The sequence below is a fragment of the Bradyrhizobium sp. 138 genome, assembly GCF_023074075.1.
Lineage (GTDB): Bacteria > Pseudomonadota > Alphaproteobacteria > Rhizobiales > Xanthobacteraceae > Bradyrhizobium.
The window spans coordinates 151,886-171,435 of the sequence record NZ_JADPKT010000033.1; the positions used below are offsets into that span (position 1 = coordinate 151,886).

The 19,550-nt window shown below is 64.8% G+C and carries 16 protein-coding genes; 9 read left to right on the forward strand and 7 right to left on the reverse strand.

The genetic code is table 11. From position 1 onward, the window contains the following. The first annotated feature begins 33 nt into the window (after nt 1-33). A complete protein-coding gene (locus IVA79_RS16025; protein WP_247554252.1) occupies nt 34-948 on the forward strand; it encodes a hypothetical protein in 915 nt (304 codons plus the stop codon). A gap of 94 nt (nt 949-1,042) precedes the next feature. Here IVA79_RS16025 and IVA79_RS16030 read toward each other — a convergent pair whose 3' ends face one another. Continuing rightward, on the reverse strand, nt 1,043-1,186 hold the full coding sequence (locus IVA79_RS16030) for a hypothetical protein (protein ID WP_247554254.1): 144 nt from the start codon (nt 1,184-1,186) through the stop codon (nt 1,043-1,045). A gap of 268 nt (nt 1,187-1,454) precedes the next feature. On the opposite strand from IVA79_RS16030, the gene IVA79_RS16035 reads away from it, so the two are divergent. Further along, nucleotides 1,455-1,610, forward strand: a complete 156-nt coding sequence (locus IVA79_RS16035) for a hypothetical protein (RefSeq protein WP_247554256.1) — start codon at nt 1,455-1,457, stop codon at nt 1,608-1,610. Nucleotides 1,611-1,643: 33 nt separating this feature from the next. Here the strand turns inward: IVA79_RS16035 and IVA79_RS16040 are convergent, their stop codons facing one another. Then, complete coding sequence (locus IVA79_RS16040) at nt 1,644-2,273, reverse strand: ParB-like protein (protein ID WP_247554259.1); 630 nt, start codon at nt 2,271-2,273, stop codon at nt 1,644-1,646. Nucleotides 2,274-2,611: 338 nt separating this feature from the next. Between IVA79_RS16040 and IVA79_RS16045 the strand changes: the two genes are divergently transcribed. The 6 genes from IVA79_RS16045 (at nt 2,612) to IVA79_RS16070 (ending at nt 7,388) form a co-directional block, all read left to right on the forward strand. Next, nucleotides 2,612-2,953 carry a hypothetical protein gene (locus IVA79_RS16045; protein WP_247554262.1) on the forward strand — a complete coding sequence of 114 codons (342 nt, stop codon included), beginning with the start codon at nt 2,612-2,614 and terminating at the stop codon, nt 2,951-2,953. Between the two features lie 222 nt (nt 2,954-3,175). Further along, complete coding sequence (locus IVA79_RS16050) at nt 3,176-3,463, forward strand: acyl carrier protein (RefSeq protein WP_007592476.1); 288 nt, start codon at nt 3,176-3,178, stop codon at nt 3,461-3,463. 10 nt (nt 3,464-3,473) lie between these two features. After that, nucleotides 3,474-3,944, forward strand: a complete 471-nt coding sequence (locus tag IVA79_RS16055; RefSeq protein ID WP_247554265.1) for a 3-hydroxyacyl-ACP dehydratase FabZ family protein — start codon at nt 3,474-3,476, stop codon at nt 3,942-3,944. After that, nucleotides 3,941-5,146: a beta-ketoacyl-ACP synthase gene (locus IVA79_RS16060; RefSeq protein WP_247554266.1), complete on the forward strand. Its 1,206-nt coding sequence runs from the start codon at nt 3,941-3,943 to the stop codon at nt 5,144-5,146. The genes IVA79_RS16055 and IVA79_RS16060 overlap by 4 nt, the downstream gene beginning before the upstream one ends. Before the next feature lie 17 nt (nt 5,147-5,163). Further along, entirely contained in the window at nt 5,164-6,441 is a 1,278-nt protein-coding gene (locus IVA79_RS16065) for a beta-ketoacyl-ACP synthase (RefSeq protein WP_247554268.1), read from the forward strand. Nucleotides 6,442-6,449: 8 nt separating this feature from the next. After that, nucleotides 6,450-7,388 carry a lipid A biosynthesis lauroyl acyltransferase gene (locus IVA79_RS16070; RefSeq protein WP_247554270.1) on the forward strand — a complete coding sequence of 313 codons (939 nt, stop codon included), beginning with the start codon at nt 6,450-6,452 and terminating at the stop codon, nt 7,386-7,388. Between the two features lie 2 nt (nt 7,389-7,390). On the opposite strand, the gene IVA79_RS16075 is transcribed toward IVA79_RS16070, so the two are convergent. From IVA79_RS16075 to IVA79_RS16085, 3 genes are all read right to left on the reverse strand, one after another. Further along, nucleotides 7,391-7,681, reverse strand: coding sequence for a DUF5615 family PIN-like protein (locus tag IVA79_RS16075; RefSeq protein ID WP_247554272.1), 291 nt, complete (start codon nt 7,679-7,681; stop codon nt 7,391-7,393). Nucleotides 7,682-7,745: 64 nt separating this feature from the next. Beyond that, nucleotides 7,746-7,976 carry a DUF433 domain-containing protein gene (locus IVA79_RS16080; RefSeq protein ID WP_247554274.1) on the reverse strand — a complete coding sequence of 77 codons (231 nt, stop codon included), beginning with the start codon at nt 7,974-7,976 and terminating at the stop codon, nt 7,746-7,748. An 87-nt stretch (nt 7,977-8,063) separates the two neighbouring features. Beyond that, entirely contained in the window at nt 8,064-9,794 is a 1,731-nt protein-coding gene (locus tag IVA79_RS16085; RefSeq protein WP_247554276.1) for a winged helix-turn-helix domain-containing protein, read from the reverse strand. A 261-nt stretch (nt 9,795-10,055) separates the two neighbouring features. On the opposite strand from IVA79_RS16085, the gene IVA79_RS16090 reads away from it, so the two are divergent. Then, nucleotides 10,056-17,072, forward strand: a complete 7,017-nt coding sequence (locus IVA79_RS16090) for an autotransporter-associated beta strand repeat-containing protein (RefSeq protein ID WP_247554278.1) — start codon at nt 10,056-10,058, stop codon at nt 17,070-17,072. 184 nt (nt 17,073-17,256) lie between these two features. On the opposite strand, the gene IVA79_RS16095 is transcribed toward IVA79_RS16090, so the two are convergent. Together IVA79_RS16095 and IVA79_RS16100 are read right to left on the reverse strand one after the other, a co-directional pair. Continuing rightward, nucleotides 17,257-18,369: a polyamine ABC transporter substrate-binding protein gene (locus tag IVA79_RS16095; protein ID WP_247554280.1), complete on the reverse strand. Its 1,113-nt coding sequence runs from the start codon at nt 18,367-18,369 to the stop codon at nt 17,257-17,259. Next, nucleotides 18,370-19,548 carry an aminotransferase gene (locus IVA79_RS16100; RefSeq protein ID WP_247554285.1) on the reverse strand — a complete coding sequence of 393 codons (1,179 nt, stop codon included), beginning with the start codon at nt 19,546-19,548 and terminating at the stop codon, nt 18,370-18,372. Between the last annotated feature and the right edge of the window lie 2 nt (nt 19,549-19,550).

Consider the following 19,550-nt stretch of genomic DNA (forward strand, 5'->3'; position numbering starts at 1 on the left):
GGACGAGTCGTGCCTGCCAGAGGGCGCCATCTCATGAACCTGCGGGCATCCATCATCGCGACGTGCATCGGCGCAGCATTCTTCGGGGCTGGCTACGTGTGGAACTACCAACCCGACATCGTCAATCCCGATGAAATATGGAGCCTGTTTCAATCCGAGCATCGCAAGGCCCGGGCGGCGGTCTCTCGCATGCTCATTGAGCCGCATTCGGCTCAGTTCAGCGGCCTGCGAACGGTCGAGGCAGACGCTGCGCGATACGTATGCGGCGCCGTGAAAGCGAAGAACAAGACCGGCCACTCCATCGATGCCGCGTTCGTTTACACCGTCGCCAGCGATCTCGCCCGGGTCGACGACGACGGCCGGATTACGTCCCAACACACGCCTTACAAGTCGTGCCCGATCGCAGCCGACGTCAGGACTGCCGAACAACAACTGCCGATCTCCCCCGGCGCGCTGGCGGTGGCCAAGGCCGTCGGGAAGGTGATCCCTCAATCCAGCGGCGGGACAATGGAGCAACAGCTTGGCCAACTCGCCGCGCAGACAGCAGCAGTCGCGCCGGGATCGGTCTCCTCGTCGGGTCCGGCCGGGCCGGGACCGGCACTGACTGGACAGCCTTCGGGCTCGCAGGTGAGGGCCGCACCCGACAGCGAACCGACCTGGCAGGCCGATCGGCCACCGATCGCATGGCCGGCGCTCGGCTCAGATCAATGCCCGGCGAAATCGACGCAGCAGCGGACGGCCGCTGAAGCCTTGGCTCTTGCGAAGGAGATCGAGGCCCGCTGGGAGCAATCGCGGAAATTGCAAGCTCCGACGAAACGCGTGTTGTCGGAAGAGATCAAGCAAGCACGCTGCGCGCTGCTAGCGATCGATCCCGCTGACAAGGCGTATCCGCAGGCTTGGGCGGCCTTCGTGCGGCTGCGGAACATCGATCGGGACCCGGCCGGCTGAAGCCATGCGTTCGCGCGCAGCGATGCAATTGCCGCGCGATGGCGGCGCTCTCTAATCATCGTCCGCCGGACCGCACCAGCGAGGCGCTTTGCCGCTAGCGCTTCGCCATCAACTCGAGCGCCGGAGCAAAGCGCTCCGCGAACGTCAACGACTTGGTGTGGTGAACGGCGGCAAACGATGCCGAGATTCCCGCCGAAGCAACCGCGAGCAAGGCAATTACGAAAACCAGACGGCGCATGTTCGCCTCCTGTGTGAGCTCGACTACGCCATAGAGTTGCGACGGCTCTGTTTCAGGACGGTTTCATCGACGTAGATTTTGATTTCGCTCAAGCGGCTGTGATGAGACGCGGCTTATCTGGGCACGTGCCGCAACCAACTAACAATGGTCGACGTATTTTGCAGCGGATCGCCGGCGATGTCGCAAATTCTACGGCGCGGCCGCAAGCCCTGGGCGCAGCGGCGACAAGCAGCGTTCGCTGGAACGGGAGTCATCAAGGAATACTCAAATGAAAGTCGTGATCCAGAAGCTCAATGGCCTGTGGCACCTCATCATCGGGTCGTGCCGGATCCGAACGCCTTTCCTGGACACCCAGGACCGCGCGCTGGTGATCACCTACGCCCGCCGCGCCTACCCCGGCGCCAGGATCTTCCAGCGCGATTGATGTGAAGCATCACGACACGAGATTTCCGCCGTCCTAATCATCGTCCGCCGGACCGCACCAGCCGGGCAGATAGATCGCATCCTTGCTCTTGGCCGCGGCCATCGCCTTCTCCACGGCCTTGTCGAAATCGGCCGCCACCACCTTCCGCGAGAGCTTTCGGCGCAGGAAGTCGGCCCACAGAAATTCGGAGAACGGCGTGGTGTCCTTGGCGAAGCCGCCGATGCGGCGCAATTCGCCGGCAAGGCTACGGAACGGATCGTCCTTGAGATCGGCGATCGATTTCGGCAGGTCGCGGAACCGCCGCCGCTCGCCCTTGGCGTCGTAAGGGTAGACCCAGCGCTTGTTGTCCATCACGCCCCAAAACGCCTCGCGCTCGACCATGCGGAGGTCGCCGACGATGGTCACCAGCACCTCCTTGACGCCTTCATCGTGCAGCGCGCGGCCGAGATGATGATGGTCGATCACGTAATAGCGCGCGTCCGGGCCGTAGACGACGGGGATCATGTGCTTGCCGAGCAGATCGGCCTGCTTCTTCTTGCCATGCTCGCGCCAGCGCTTGCGCTTCTCCTTGACCTCGCGCATGCCGACCGTCATCTGCGTCGGCCGGAGCGACAGGATCGGGACCGGATGCACTCTCGGCTCGCGCGCGTTGGTCGTGGTCATGGTCGAAGGCCCCTCGCATGGTTGCAACTGCGGTCCAGGTTCCCCCGACTATGACATGGGCCATGCGGCGGCAACACGTGCTCGGAAGGACGCGGAGATCACAAGCCGATGTGGACGGCAAAGGAAGGCGTGACGTCCTTGGCCATTGCTACGCCCGTTGTTGCAACGCACCCCTCGGGCCCTGCCGCCGGCATGACGGCTGGTTCCGCAGTTGCTCCACACCGATCCATGCTCAAATAGTGCGCGCGCACGAATGCACGCAGGCATTGCGAATATTTTCTGCAACGTGTTCACCTCCTGTGCTATCTAAAACCGCTGCTTCGGAGTGATCCCTCCCCATGAATAACCAGCGGCCCATCAGCTCTGACGACGAGCACCGGGTGCTCCAGTTCAGGCCGCGCACCTCTCCCTCCCCGACGGCCCACCGCGGCAGCGGCTCCGTGCAGCCGATGCGCGTCGCGCCCGAACGGCTGGACCTGTCACGCTACGAGCAGCCCCGCGCCGAGCCGGACGATTTCCGCCATCGCATGCTCGCCAACATCGCCGCGCTGGCCTTCACCATCGCGCTGACCGCAATCGGAATCTGGCTCGCGGTCAGCATCGCCGACCTGCGCCGGACCCAGGATTGCGTGCTGATGGGCCGTCGCGACTGCGTCAAGATCACGACGCCGCATATCTAGGCCCGATCTATCGCCGGCCTCCGGCGGAAACGGCTCCGGCGGGCATCCCCAGCCCCGTCTCCTCGCCTGTCCGGCTCCATTGAACTCAGGGCGGCGCTCCGATATACGGGCTTTCGACCCGGCCAGAGGGGGGTTTGAGGGCGTCATCAGGGGCGCGATGCCCACCCACCGTGCCACTCTGGATAATCTGACAAATACCCGCAATATATCAAAGGCTTAGTGATGTCTTCCACATTCGATCAGGTCGCCACGATCATCGCTGAAACCTGCGACATCCCGCGCGACACGATCACGCCGGATAGCCATGCCATCGACGATCTCGGCATCGACAGCCTCGATTTCCTCGACATCGCGTTCGCGATCGACAAGCAGTTCGGCATCAAGCTTCCGCTGGAAAAGTGGACCCAGGAGGTCAACGACGGCAAAGCGACCACCGAGCAATATTTCGTGCTGAAGAATCTGTGCGCCCGCATCGACGAACTGGTTGCGGCCAAGGGCGCGAGCGCCTAAGCGCGCGGTCATGCAACTCGAATACTTCCACATGATCGATCGCATCGTCGACCTCAAGGTCGACGAGAAGACGATCGTCGTCGAAGCCGTGGTCCCGAAGGAGAGCACCATCTTCGAGGGGCACTTCCCGGGCTACCCCTTGATGCCCGGCGTGCTCCTGATCGAATCGATGGCGCAGGCCTCGGGCTGGCTTCAGCTCGGCGTGTTCAAGTTCGAGCGCATGCCGATCCTTGCCGCCGTGAAGGAGGCCAAGGTCCGCGGTTCGGTCTATCCGGGCGATCTCATGAGCATCGAGGCGAGCCTCACGCATGAAGGCTCCGGCTATGCCATGACCGAGGCCAAGATCAGGGTTGGCGGCAAGCTGCGCGCCAACTCGGCGCTCACCTTCACGCTGATTCCCTTCCCCAATGCGGATATGCGCGGGTACATGGCGAAAGTCGCCGAGCGCGTCGGCTTTCCGCAACAGGCCGTATCGCCATGACTGACACTGCGTCGAAGCCAGGCCAGACCGAAGTCTGGATCACCGGCATTGGACTCGCCACCTCGCTCGGCGAGGGCCTGGATGCCAACTGGGCCGCGCTTCAGGAGAAGCGCATCAATGTCGATGAGAAGGGTTTTGCACCCTACGTCGTGCATCCCTTGATGCCCGTTACCTTCGACAGCCAGATCCCGAAGAAGGGCGACCAGCGCCAGATGGAAGCCTGGCAGCGCATCGGCACCTATGCCGCGGGCCTGGCGCTCGATTCCGCCGGGATCAAGGGCAACAAGGACATCCTGTCGAAGATCGACATGGTGGTGGCCGCCGGCGGCGGCGAGCGCGATCTTAACGTCGACACCGGCGTGCTGACCGCCGAGGCGAAGGGAGCGAACGCGCCCGGCTTCCTCAACGAACGGCTGATGAGCGATTTGCGCCCCACATTGTTCCTGGCGCAGCTCTCCAACTTGCTCGCCGGCAACATCGCCATCGTGCATGGTCTTGGCGGCACCTCGCGCACTTTCATGGGCGAAGAGGTCGCCGGCGCCGATGCCGCCCGCATTGCGCTGGCGCGCATCGCCTCGGGCGAGAGCGACATCGCGCTGGTCGGCGGCTCGCACAATGGCGAGCGCAAGGACTTGCTGGTCCTCTACGAATTCGGCGATTTCAACCTGAAGGACAAGTTCGCCCCCGTGTGGGCGCGCACGGATCATCCCGGCTTCGCGCTCGGCTCGGCCGGCGCGTTCCTGGTGCTGGAATCGCGGGCGCATGCGGAAGCGCGCGGTGCAAAGCCGTTCGCGAAGCTGTCGAGCGTCGTTGCCGATCTCGCCCGGCGCAAGCAGGGTGGCGACATGACCGCGACGCTGGAGAAGCTTTGGGCAAAACTGCCCAAGCGCGAAGGCAAGGGCGCGATCATATCAGGCGCGACCGGTGCGGAGCCGGCCACGAGCGAGGAGCGCAGTTTCCTGAAGAGCCATGCGGACCTTCCGGTGCGCTCGACCGGCACGATGTTCGGCCACACCATGGAGACGCAATTCCCGCTCGGGATCGCGCTCGCCGCGCTGTCGATCTCGCGCGGTGCGCTGTTCCCGCCGAACGATTCCACGGGCACCGAGATTGAAATGCAGGGAGCGCCCACCCAGATTGTGGTGGTGGGAGCCGGACACTGGCGCGGCGAAGGCATGGCGCTGGTCGAGGCAGTTGGCTAGCTCACCGGGGGATCGACATGACTGCACCACGCGACAAACTCGGGCGTCCCGTCGTCGTCGTCACCGGCATGGGCATCATGACCTCGCTCGGTGCCGGCAAGGCCGACAATTGGGCAAAGCTCGTCGCCGGCGAATCCGGCATCCGCACCATCACGCGCTTTCCGGTCGACGGGTTGAAGACCACGATGGCCGGCACTGTCGATTTCGTCAGCGTCGATCCGTTCTCCTCCACCGGCCTGTCCGAACGGATGGCCGAGTTGGTGACGGAGGAAGCGCTCGCGCAGGCCGGCATCGGCGCCAAAGCCGACTTCCCGGGTCCCCTGTTCCTGGCGGTCGCACCGGTCGAGGTCGAATGGCCGCAGCGCCGCGAGCTCGGCCGCGCCGTCGGGGCACCCGACTTCACCTATGACGATTTGCTGCGCATCTCCGGCGGCGGCAAGTACAGTGGCTATCATCACCGCTTCATGTTCGGCTCGGTGGCCGCGCACCTCGCCGAGATCTTCGGCACCAAGGGCTCGCCGATCTCGCTGTCGACGGCCTGCGCCTCGGGCGCGACCTCGATCCAGCTCGGCGTCGAGGCGATCCGCCGCGGCGAGACCGACGCCGCGCTGTGCGTTGCGACCGACGGCACCGTGAATCCGGAAGCGCTGGTGCGCTTCTCGCTGCTCTCGGCGCTGTCGACCCAGAACGATCCGCCGCAGGCGGCCTCCCGCCCCTTCTCCAAGAACCGCGACGGCTTCGTCATGGCCGAAGGCGCAGGCGCACTGGTGCTGGAAAGCTACGAGGCGGCGACCGCACGCGGCGCAAAAATCCTCGGCGTCATCGCCGGCTGCGGCGAGCTCACCGATTCCTTCCATCGCACCCGCTCCTCGCCCGACGGCAAGCCGATCATCGGCTGCATGAACAAGACGCTGGCCGATGCCGGCATGACGCCGGACCAGATCGACCACATCAACGCGCACGGCACCGCGACGCCCGAGAACGACAAGATGGAGTTCAACACGACCTCGGTCGTGTTCGGCGAGCTTGCGCAGAAGATCCCGGTCACCTCCAACAAGTCGATGGTCGGCCACACCATCTCGGCAGCCGGCGCCGTCGAGGCGATCTTCTCGCTGCTCACGCTCGAGCATCAGCGCATCCCGCCGACGATCAATTACGAGACCCCGGATCCCACGATCCTGTTCAACGTCGTCGGCAACACCGCGCGCGACGCCCGCGTCACCGCCGTGATGTCGAACTCGTTCGGCTTCGGCGGCCAGAACGCCTCGCTGATCCTGACCCGCGAACCGGCCTGACCGGACGCATGGCGCTGATTCCTATCAGCACGAAGATTCGCGCGCGTAATGCAGCCAAGTCGATCAGCGGAGGCCTGATCGGCGCGGCGACCGTCGGCATGCTGCGCACGACGCGCTATTTCGATCCGGTCAAGACCTCGGACTTTTTCGCGCGCGTCGTGAAGCAGATCGGCCCGCGCCTGCGCGAGCACCGCATCGGCCGCGCCAACCTCACCGCGGCATTTCCGGAAAAGTCGGCCGAGGAGATCGAAGCCATCCTGATGGGCGTCTGGGACAATCTCGGCCGCGTCGGCGCCGAGTTCGCCCATATCGACCACGTCTGGGACTACGAGCGCGATCAACCGGAGAACAGCCGGATTGAATTGTCGCCGCGCAGCATCGAGCTGTTCGACCAGATCCGTGACGACGGCAAGCCGGCGCTGATCTTCGCCGCGCACCTCGCCAATTGGGAATTGCCGGCACTCGCCGCCGTCGCGCATGGGCTGGATACCGCGATCCTCTATCGCCGACCGAACATCGCCTCGGCCGACCGCATCATCCAGGAGATGCGCCAGGTCAACATGGGCACGCTGATCCCGGCGGGCCGTGATGCGCCGTTGCGACTCGCGCAGGCACTGAAAGACGGCAAGCACGTCGCCATGCTGATCGACCAGTACCTGACCGGCGGCGTCGAGGTCAGCTTCTTCGGCCGCAAGACCCGCGCCAATCCGATGCTGGCCCGCCTGCTCCGCCAGGTCGAATGCCCGATCCACGGCGTGCGCATCATCCGCCTGCCCGGCGGCCGCTTCCGTGGCGAGCTGACCGAGGAGGTCCAGCCCGTGCGCGATGCCGACGGCAAGATCGATATCCAGGGCACCACGCAGGCGATCACGAGCGTGGTGGAAAGCTGGGTGCGCGAGCATCCCGAGCAGTGGCTGTGGCTGCATAGAAGGTGGCGGTTGGGCTGACGCTACTTTTCAAGCGGTCGCATCCGGATTCGGCCGGGCTCGATCACGGAAAAATGGCCCGCCCAGTCGTCCCGGGACATAATCAGATTGGCGATCACGTTGCCGATCTGGCCGGGAGGGGGCGGAGGGATGCGCAAGAGCACAATACCGCATGTGGTCGGAAGCGGTGACGCTTTCGCCAGCTCCCCAAAATCCTTGTCGAAGGTAAGGAGGATAATGGTTCTGCGACGCTTGCGCCAATACTTCGCGGTCGCTGCTACCGGGTGCAGAAGCTCTGATCCAGATGAGGTCATGACCCGACGCGCGAAGTGCGTCGACCGCAGAGCCAGGAAAATTCTCGTCCGCGAGAAAGCGCATTCAAGCTGCGGTCGGGTGAACGCGTTCGACGCTCAGTGAGTCGCGTGCGTAGGCCAGGCACGCGAGAATGTCCTCGCGCGAAACGCCCGGATAGTTCGCCAAAATATCGGCTTCACTCCAACCATCTGCCATCAATCCGATGATGAACTCGACCGCGATACGGGTCCCGCTAATCACGGGCTTGCCAGCAAGGACATCAGGTGCAAGCGAAATGCGCGAATGCTCTGTCATCAGTTTCGGCTCAATAGCTGCGTTCGAGGCCCATACTAGCTCAATTCACCATCGTGCGCGATTGAGAAGTTGAGGCGCTTATCCGCCCTACTGCTCCGGCAGTCCCGCATCCACCTCGGCCTGAACGACCCGTTCCCAGGCTGCGATACAAACCGGACTTGCGTTCTTCATCGGCGGCGAGACGTTCAGTCTCGTCGTGCCGGGCCGCAGCCTCAACCCTTCCTGCATCGCCGCCCTCGCCTCCTCGGCGCGCCCCGTTTTCTGGTAGGCGGCAGCGAGCAGAAAGTGCGAGCGGCCGGTCCCCGGCGTGATAGCGATCGAGCGCTGCAGCCACGGCAAGGCCTCTTCGTAATGCTCCGTCAGGACGTACGTCATGCCCGCGCCGAGCAACCAGGTCCAGCGCGAGGCCGGCGGCGTGTCATAACGATCGGCCTGCTGGAATGTCGCGAGCGCGTCGTCGAAGCGGCCGAGATAGACCTGCCCGAGGCCGATCAGATAGAGCGCAGAGCCGTTCCACGGATCGAAGCTCAAGGCCTTGGCGCAGGTGACGAGGCTTTCCACGAAATGGTTGGTCGCGCTTAGGAAACGGCAAGTGGCCTCGAGCACCGGTATCGAATTCGGCTTTACGCGCAGCGCCTGCTCGAGCGTCGCATTGGCCTTCGCCTCGACAGCAGCGGCCTCCTCCGGGCTGAACCAGACCATCTGGATGCCGCGCATCTGCAGCGAGGCAAGCGCGACGGCGAGATCGACATTGTCGGGGTCGTCGGTGAGCGCCTTCTGCAGCATCGCCTGCGCCGCGCCAAAGCGCTCGCGCGTGGTCTGGTTGATCGAAGCGAGCGCCTGCTCGACGGCCACCTTGTCGCCGCCCGCGGACGCGCCGGGCGTCTTGGCGCGCGCCGCACTCCGCTCCAGAATTTCGTTGAGACGGCGTGCAAGCACATGACCGACCCCGGCAACGAGGCGCGACTGCGCGAGCTGCACGTCCATCTCCTCAGCGGCGACTGACGCTGCAACGACCGACTGCACCTCGCCGGTCGCGGCTTTGATGATCCGCGCGCGCAGCGTCCAGGACTGATCGCCATGCTGGAGCTCGCCGCGCAGCTCGTAATCGGATGGTCCACCGGACACAGCAGTGCTGTCGCCGCCGCTGACCGCCACGCGCGGCGCAACCACGCTGATGTTCTGAACCTTCGCAAACCCATCCGTGAGGCGCGCGGTGACCTCGGCCGCCATTGTCACGCCGCGCGGATCGTTGCTGGCGTCAACGATCGGCATCACCGCGAGCCGCGGCAGCGTTCGTCTGAACAGGAGGTCCGGCTTCAGCACGGGCGCGGCAACCGCAAGCCCCATGACGATCACGCAGAGTCCGGCCACGGCGGCGACGGTGGCCTGCCGGCTCAAGCCGAACCAGGCGCGCTGAGGCCTTGCGGCGGCGACCTCGGCCGGCAACAGGGCCGCAACCTCGTTGCTGGGGTCCGGCCGGGTCTCCACGGCCTGCACCGCGCCCGATTCGAACGCCACCTCAACCTCCGTCGCCAGCAGATAGCCGCCGCCGGAGGCGAGCTTGATCAGCTGCCGCCGCTCGTCGCCCAGCGCGGTGCGGAGCTCGCGGATGCATTGAAACAGGCTGTCCTCGCCGACATGGACGTTCGGCCAGACCGCCTCCATCAGCTCCTGCTTGCTGAGCACCCGGCCGCCGCTGGTCGCGAACAGCCGCAGCATCTCGAAGGTCTTGGGCCGGAGCTTGATCGGCGTGCCATCGACCCCGCGCAGCTCCGCGCGCTGCAGGTCCAGCTCGAAGCCGGCGAAACGAAGCAAGCTATCCCCCAACACGTCTATCAAGGCGGCTCATATAGCGGAAGTCCGCCGGAAATGCCCGAAAATCGGGCCTGAAACGGAAATATCAGAAAGCTTCAGAAATGAGCCAACCCCTTATCAGGACACCCCTCCCACCCAATGCGACAAATCCGGTCGAGGACTCGCAAGTGCAGACCGGGGGACGTGGTGCGGACGGGGAAAGATTGTTTCAAGGCGACCCGCCGGCTGCGGGCCGCGTTGTTGACGTCGTCGGCGCTGGCTTTGGCCTGGACGCTCCCGGCTACCCCGGCGCGTGCGCAGGATGCCACCTGGCTCGCCTCGCCAGGTTCGAATAGCTACATTACCGGCGCCAACTGGGACACCGGCACAAGGCCGACCGGCACCGCCTATTTCGGCGCGTCGAACATCACCGACCTGTCGTTTTTTGGCGGCGTCACGGTCGGCGGCTGGACATTCAATGCCGGCGCCTCGAACTACACGTTTGACCTCAGCAGCTCACAATTGACCTTCACGGGCGCCGGCATCGTCATCAACGGCGGCGGCGCTACCATCGATACCAACAACTTCTCCCTGTATTTCCGGAACACCAGCACGGCCGGCGGAGCGACAATCAACAACAACGGCATCGTTCAATTCTTCGACAGCAGCACGGCCGGCACCGCCGCCATCACCAACAACGGCCAAGTTGTATTCTCCAACAGCAGCACGGCCGGCACCGCCGCCATCAGCAACAACAACACCCTGCTTTTCAGCGCCACCAGCACAGCCGGCAGCGCAACCATTACAAACAACAACGGCGGCGCGACGACTTTTTACGCCAACAGCACGGCCGGCAACGCAGCCATTACAAACAACAACGGCGGCACGACGACTTTTTACTTCAACAGCACGGCCGGCAACGCCACCATCACCAACAATGGCGGCATCACTTTTGATTACTTAAGCACAGCCGGCGACGCGTCGATCGTCAACAACGGCGGCATAACTTTCCGCACCAACAGCACGGCCGGCAACGCCGCCATCACCAACAATGCCGCCGGCTCGGTGGATTTCTCAGGCACGACGGGACTCAACGGCGACAACAAGATCAGCGCCGGCTCGATCGCGGGCGCGGGCTTCTACCAGCTCGGCGCCAATGAGCTGACCGTCGGCTCCAACAATCTCTCGACCGAGGTGAGCGGCGTCATCGCCGGCACCGGCGGCTCGCTGGTCAAGATCGGCACCGGCACGCTGACGCTGTCGGGCGCGAACACCTATACCGGCGGCACCACCGTCAATGGCGGGACCGTCCAGCTCGGCACGCTCGCCAGCGCCGGCTCGATCCTCGGCACGATCGGAATCGGCAGCAGCGGCACCCTCGACGTCGTCAACGCCGACACCAGCGGCATTACAGACATCTCCAACGACGGAACCGCGATCTTCCGCAACGCAACCAGCGCCGGCAGCGCAAGCATCCTGAACCAAGGCAGCCTGTCGTTCCTCGACAGCAGCACGGCAAGCAGCGCCACGATCACCAACACCGTCAATCTCTACTTTAAGGACAACGCTTCGGCCGGCAGCGCTGGCATCACCAACTCCGGCAACCTGGACTTCAGCTACGCAAGCAGCGCCGGCAGCGCCACCATCAACAACCAACTCCACGCCACCATGTCATTTGTGGGTACGAGCACGGCCGGTGCCGCGACTATCACCAACAACGGGGTTGCGAAATTCCGCGGCACCAGCACGGCCGGCAACGCCACGATCGCCAACGTCGGCGTCGGCTTGCTGAGTTTCTTCGACCAAAGCAGCGCCGGCAACGCGACCATCACCAACGCCGGCTCCGCCGTGCTGACTTTCTACAGCCAGAGCAGCGCCGGCAGTGCGAACATCACGAACTCCAATCTCTTGAACTTCAACGATAGCAGCACGGCGGGAAGCGCAGTCATCACCAACAATGGCGGCATCTCGTTCTCCGACTGGAGCACAGCCGGCAATGCGACCATCACCAATAACGGGGGCCTGACTTTCCGGAACTACAGCACGGCCGGCAATGCGGCGATCATCAACAATGCCAACGCCTCGGTCGATCTCAGCAACACCAGCGGACCCAACGGCGACAACAGGATCGGCGCCGGCTCGATCGCGGGCGCGGGCTTCTATTTGCTCGGCGCCAATGAGCTGACCGTCGGGTCCAACAATCAATCGACTGAGGTGAGCGGCGTCATCGCCGGCACCGGCGGTTCGCTGGTCAAGATCGGCACCGGGACGCTGACGCTCTCGGGGACCAACACCTATACCGGCGGCACCACCATCAATGGCGGCACTCTCCAGCTCGGCACGCTCGCCAGCACCGGCACGATCCTGGGCACGGTCAGAATCGGCAGCAGCGGCACGCTTGACGTCGTCAACGCCGACACCAGCGGCATCACTGCCATCACCAACGACGGAACCGCGATCTTTCGCACCGCAAGCAGCGCCGGCTCGATCGCCGGCGCCGGATTTTACGATCTCGGTGCCAACCAGCTGACCGTCGGGTCCAGCAATCTCTCGACCGAAGTGAGCGGCGTCATCGCCGGCACCGGCGGCTCGCTGGTCAAGATCGGCACCGGGACGCTGACCCTGTCCGGCACCAACACCTTCACGGGCGGCACCACGATCGCGGCCGGTACTTTGCAGATCGGCAATGGCGGGGCGACCGGCTCGATCGTCGGCAATGTCGTCAACGACGGCGTGCTTGCCTTCAACCGCAGCGACACGATCACCCTGGCCGGCGATATTTCCGGCAGCGGTGCCGTGCAGCAGATCGGATCGGGCACCACGATCCTGACCGGAGACAACAGCTACACGGGCGGCACCACGATCGCGGCCGGCACTTTGCAGATCGGCAATGGCGGGACGACTGGATCGATCGTCGGCAATGTCGTCAACGACGGCGTGCTCGCCTTCAACCGCAGCGACGCGATCACCTGGGCCGGCGATATTTCCGGCAGCGGCGCCTTGCGGCAGACCGGTTCGGGCACCACGATCCTGACCGGAGACAACAGCTACACGGGCGGCACCACGATCGCCGCCGGCACTTTGCAGATCGGCAATGGCGGGACGACCGGCTCGATCGTCGGCAATGTCGTCAACGACGGCGTGCTCGCCTTCAACCGCAGCGACGCGATCACCTTGGCCGGCGATATTTCCGGCAGCGGTTCCGTGCAGCAGATCGGTTCGGGCACCACGATCCTGACGGGCACGAACACCTATAGCGGCGATACAATCGTCTCCAGCGGCCGGTTGCAGTTCGGCGACGGCGGCACGAGCGGCAGCAACAACCTGGGCGGCAACCTGACCGTGACCGGCGGCACGCTGGCGATCCAGACGGCGACGACCCTGAATGTCTCCCAGACCGTGACCTTCGGCAACAACACCGCACTATCCATCACCGCCGGCACGAACAGCCCCGCGCTGTCCGCCGACAGCGTAGCGATCGGCAACGGCGTCGCCTTCAACATCAGCGGCATCAGCAATGCGAGCCAGCTCGACCAGGTGCTGATCGGCACCCGATCGGGCATCAGCGGCGACTTCGCCAGTGTCAGCATCGGCGGCTTCAGCGGCACGGTGGACTACCTCACATTGTCCACCCGTAAATCGATCGACGGCCTGCAATACCTCGCCAGCTACGGTCTGAGCTGGACGGCGGGCAACTCCCTCGCCCACGGCACCTTCACGCTGACCAACGCCACCGACGTCTTCACGGTCGGCGCAGCACTGACCGATCAGGCGGCGAACGCCGCGACCGGCTGGAACGGCACGTCGCTGACCAAGGCTGGTGCCGGCACGCTGATCCTGTCGGGAGCGAACACCTATACCGGCGGCAGCACGGTCAATGGCGGCACGTTACAGCTCGGCACTGCCGCCAATGTCGGCACCATTCTGGGAACGGTCAATGTTGGCGCCAGCGGCACGTTCGACGTCGTCAACGCCGACACCAGCGGCATCACCAGCCTCTCCAACAGCGGAACCACGATCTTCCACAACACCAGCAGCGCCAGTTCCGCCGCCATCTCAAACAACAGAACCCTGAACTTCAACGACACGAGCACGGCCGGCGCCGCCACCATCACCAACACTGCCACCGGCACCGTCAACTTCAACAATTCGAGCTCGGCGGGCAGCGCGACCATCACCAACAACAATTGGGTGTATTTCAACGATACCAGCACTGCGGGCAGCGCCACCTTCACCAACAGCAGCAACGGCAGGGCCATTTTCTTCGGAAACGCCACGGCCGGCAGCGCTGACATCACCAACAGCAACAACGCCCAGCTGTTTTTCTACGGCAACAGCTCGGCCGGCAACGCAACGATCACCAGCAACGATTGGCTGTCCTTCAACGACACCAGCACGGCCGGCAGCGCCACTCTCACCAACAATCGCTGGCTGTATTTCTACGGCAACAGCACGGCTGGCAGCGCTGAAATCACCAACTCCAATTTGATGGTTTTCCGCGACGCGGCCACGGCCGGCAACGCCTCCATCGCCAACAGCAATACCATCAATTTTGTCGTCAGCAGCACGGCCGGCAGCGCTGTCATCACCAACAATGCCGGCGGAACGACCACTTTCCAGGACAATTCGACCGCGGGCAATGCGCAGCTGATCAACAACGCCGCCAACGCCGTGATCGATTTCTCCGGCAGCTCCGGCCCGAACGGCGACCACAAGCTCAGCGCCGGCTCGATCGCCGGCAACGGCACCTTCTATCTTGGCGCCAACGAGCTGACGGTCGGTGGCAACAATCTGTCGACCATTGTCAGCGGCGTGATCGCCGATGGTGGCGCAAGCGGCGGCACCGGCGGCTCTCTGGTGAAGACCGGCACCGGCACGCTGTCGCTGACAGGCACCAACACGTATAGCGGCGGCACCACTTTCGCCGGTGGCACCGTCATCGTCTCCTCCGACGACAATCTCGGCGACCTCGCGGGCAGCCTCACCTTCAAGGGCGGCACTCTGCAGATCAGAGGCACGACCTTCACCACCACCGCACGCACCATCAATCTGGGCGCCGGCGGCGGCACGTTCGACATCGCAGATGCCGCCAACAATTTCGTCCTGAGCCAGAATCTTGGCGGCACCACGCTTACCAAGGCCGGCGCCGGCACGCTCACCCTGACCGGCGCGGAGAGTTTTTCCGGCGCGACGGTGTCCGCCGGCACGCTGGCCTTCCTCGATAGCACGGCCGGCAGCGCTGTTATCACCAACAACGCGCAGTTGGCGTTCTACGGCAACTCCACAGCCGGCAGCGCGACCATCCACAACAGCGGCAATGTCCTGTTCGACGGCAACTCCACGGCCGGCAACGCGCAGCTCATCAACACCGACCCCGGCGCAGTCTTCAACTTTTTCACCCCCGGCCCGAGCAGCGACGGCAGGATCAGTGCCGGCTCGCTCGCCGGCAACGGCCGCTTCGACCTCAACAGCACAGAGCTGACGGTCGGCGGCAACAATCTGTCGACCACCGTCACCGGCGTGGTCACCGGCGACGGCATGCTCACCGGAACATCGCTGATCAAGGGCGGCACCGGCACGCTGACGCTGTCGGGCAACAACACCTACACCGGCGCGACGATCGTGGACGGCGGCGCGCTCGTCGTGAACGGCTCGATTGCATCCTCCAGCAGTCTCACCGTGAACAGCGGCGGCACGCTCGGCGGCACCGGCATCGTCGGCAATACGACGATCGCGAGCGGCGGCACGCTGGCGCCCGGCAATTCCGTGGGCACGCTCTCCGTCAGCGGCAATCTGGCATTCACCGCCGGCAGCTTCTACAGGGTGGAGGTCTCCACGTCCGCCGCCGACCGCACCAACGTGTCGGGCACCGCGACGCTCGCCGGCGCCACTGTGCAGGCGGTGGCAATCCCCGGCAGCTTCCGCAGCCAGACCTACACCATCCTCAACGCGACCGGCGGGCTCGGCGGCACCCGGTTCGCCGGGCTGAGCGTCGCCGGCAGCTTCAGCCCCACGCGCAATCCGCACCTCACCTACGACACGAACAACGTCTATCTCGTGCTCGATCCCGGCACGATCGTGCTGCCGGCAGGCACGGGCGCCAACCAGAGCAGCGTCGCCGGCGCCATCAACAAGGCGGTCGAGGGCGGCGCGACGCCGCCGGCCGGCTTCGATGCGCTGCTCAACATGGGCCAGCCGCAGCTCAACCGCGGGCTCAGCCAGGTCTCCGGCCAGCCCGGCGCCGCCGGCACGCAATCCGCGTTCAACGCGACGCAGCAGTTCGTGAACATGCTCGACCCGCTCGGCGGCGGCGGCACCGACGGCGAGCGCGGCGCGACCGGCGACGGTGGAACGCTGGGCTACGCCTCCACCAGCCCGCGCGACGCCAAAGTGCGCGAGGCCTATGCCGCGGTGACACCGCGCGAGGCGAGCGCAGATGTCATCGACCGGCGCTGGGGCGTGTGGGCTTCCGGCTATGGCGGCGCCAGCACGTTGAACGGCAACGCTGCAACAGGGTCGAGCACCACCACCAGCCGCATCTACGGCACCGTGGTCGGCGCCGATTATCGCGCCTCTCCGAACACGCTGGTCGGCTTTGCGCTCGGCGGCGCCGGCTACAATTTTTCGCTGTCCGACAACCTCGGCAGCGGCCGCGCCGATCTGTTCCAGGCCGGCCTCTATGCCCGCCACACGATTGGCCCGGCCTACGTCTCCGCCGCTCTCGCCTATGGCTGGCAGGACGTCACCACCGATCGCACCGTCACGGTGTCGGGCACCGACAAGCTCACCGCAAACTTCAAGGCCAGCACCTTCTCAGCCCGCCTCGAAACCGGCTGGCGCTTCGCGCCTATCCCCACCTCCAGCTTCGGCGTCACGCCTTACGCAGCGGTGCAGGCGACGGCCTTCCACCTCCCCGGCTACGGCGAGACCGCGCTGGTCGGCAGCAACCAGTTCGCGCTGTCCTATACGTCACGGGACACCACCAATGTCCGCACCGAGCTCGGCGCCCGCACCGACCAGCGCTTCCTCGTCAGCGAAGGCGTGCTCACCCTGCGCGGCCGCCTCGCCTGGGCCCACGACACCAACACCAGCCGGTTCGTGAACGCAGCCTTCCAAACACTCCCCGGGGCCGCCTTCACGGTCAGCGGCGCGCGGCCTGCGGCGGACTCCGCGCTCGCCGGTGGCCGCGCCGAGCTGAAGTGGAGAAACGGTCTCTCCCTCGCGGGCACGGTCGAGGGCGAGTTCTCGCGCAGCACGCGGACGTACACGGGCAAGGGCACAGTCCGGTATGAGTGGTAGGTTCGCGCTTGCGGCTCACTTTTCACCACGCGCGAGGTGTTTCAGTTCCTTTGCGTCTGCGGAGCGATTAGGCCAATTCGCATCGTGACTTGAGCGCCGCTACCGCCGACAACGCGGCGGGCGCGGTTCTACTGTGCATGGGGTTGTTTTGCAGGTTTTGGATTCGAGGCTGGTCGCCGCCCCGCTACCGCCCCGTCTTCACCCTGGTCCAGAGCCGGTTGATGATCCGCTGGGTCGCCGGCTCGCGCGCGGTGATGACGAACAGTTTTGCGAGCGTCGTCTCGTCCGGATAGATGTTCTTGTCGCCAAGGATTTTCGGATCGACCAGCTTCTGGCTGGCGAGGTTGCCGCTGGCGTAGGACAGGAAGTCCGAGTTCTTGGCGGCGACGTCCGGGCGGTAGAGATAGTTGATCAGCTCGTAGGCTTCGCTGACGTTCTTGGCATCCGCGGGGATCGCGAGATTGTCGAAGAACATCTGCGCGCCCTCCTTCGGAATGGCGTAGCCGATCTCGATGCCACCCTTGGCTTCGGCCGCGCGGGCGCGGGCCTGCATGATGTCGCCGGACCAGCCGACCACGAAGCAGATCTCGCCGGTGGCGAGCGCGCTCAAATACTCCGACGAGTGGAATTTGCGCACGGAGGGCCGGACCTTGGCGACGGCATCGGCGGCCTTCTCAAGGTCCGCCTGCTTGGTCGAGTTCGGATCGAGCCCGAGATAGTTCAGCGCCGCCGGAAAGATGTCGTCGGCGGAGTCGAGCATGTGCACGCCGCAGTCTTTGAATTTTGCAAGGTTCTCCGGCTTGAAGACGATGTCCCAGCTGTCGATCTTCGCGTCAGCCCCGAGGATCTGCTTCAGCTTGGCGACGTTGTAGCCGATGCCCGTCGTGCCCCACATGTAGTTGGCGGCGTAGACGTTGCCGGGATCGTAGGTCGCAAGACGCTGGTTCACCATCGGCCAGGCATTGGCCAAATTCGGCAGCTTCGCCTTGTCGAGCTTCTGGAAGATGTTGGCCTTGATCTGGCGCTGCAGGAAATAGGCGGTGGGCACCACGACGTCGTAGCCGGACTTGCCGGCCATCAGGCGCGTCTCCAGCGTCTCGTTGGCATCGAAGGTGTCGTAGACCACCTTGATGCCGGTTTCCTTGGTGAAGGCCTCCAGGACATCCGGCGCCATGTAGTTGGACCAGTTGTAGAAGTTGACGACCCGCTCCTCGGCAGTCGCCGCTTGCGAAAGGAACGTCAGCGCTGCGGCGATCGCGAGACCAAGGCCGAAACCGGAGCGGCTGACGTTCATCATCTACCTCTTGCGTCCGCGCACCGCGTCCGACAGCCGCTCCAGCGCGGTGTCGAGGGTCTCGTCCTTCTTGGCAAAGCAGAAGCGGACCACCGAGGTCACCGGGTCCTGCTCGTAGAAGGCGGAGACCGGAATCGCCGCGACCTTGTAATCCCTCACGATCCGCCAGCAGAACTCGGTGTCGCTCTCGTTCAGCCCGAGCGGCGACAGGTCGACGGTGAGGAAGTAGGTGCCTTGCGACTTCAGGACGGGAAAGCCGAGGCTCTCCAGCCCCCTGGTCAGGCGGTCCCTGCTCCGGCTCAGATCCTTGCGCATCGACAGGAAATACTCGTCGGGCTTGCCGAGGCCGTAGGCGACGGCGGCCTGCAGGTTCGGCGCGGTGGTGAAGGTCAGGAACTGGTGCACCTTGGCGGCGACGCGGAGCAGCGGCGGCGCGGCGCAAACGAAGCCGATCTTCCATCCGGTCAGCGAGAAGATCTTGCCGGCCGAGCCGACCTTGATGGTGCGCTCGCGCATGCCCGGCATGGTGATCAGCGGGATGTGCCTGTGCTCGTCGAAGGTGACATGCTCCCAGACCTCGTCGCAGATCGCGATGACGTCGAATTCCTGGCAGTAGCGCGCCAGCAGCTCGAGATCCTCGCGCGGATAGACCACCGCGGACGGATTCAAGGGATTGTTGAACAGCACCGCCTTGGTCTTTGAATTGAAGACGCTTTTCAGCATGTCTTCATTCAGTCGCCAGTGCGGCGGCTCGAGCCGTACCAGGCGCGGAATGCCGCCGGCCTGGCGGATGATCGGCAAATAGGAATCATAGACCGGCTGGAAGCACACCACCTCGTCGCCGGGCTGCACCACCGCAAGGATGGCCGAGGTCAGCGCCTCGGTGCCGCCGGAGGTGACCATCACCTCGCTCATCGGATCGAGCTTGAGGCCGTGCCAATGGCCGTAATGGGTCGCGATCGCCTGCCGCAATTCCGGCAGGCCCATCATCGAGGGGTACTGGTTATAGCCGTTCAGCGAGGCATCGGCCGCGGCGCGGCGGATGTCCTCGGGGCCGGGATCATCAGGAAAGCCCTGGCCGAGATTGATGGCGGCATTGTCGCGCGCGGCCTGCGACATCGCCTCGAAGATGGTGACGGGAAGGTCGGCGAAGACCTCGTTCAGGGAAGCGCTCTTGGACATCG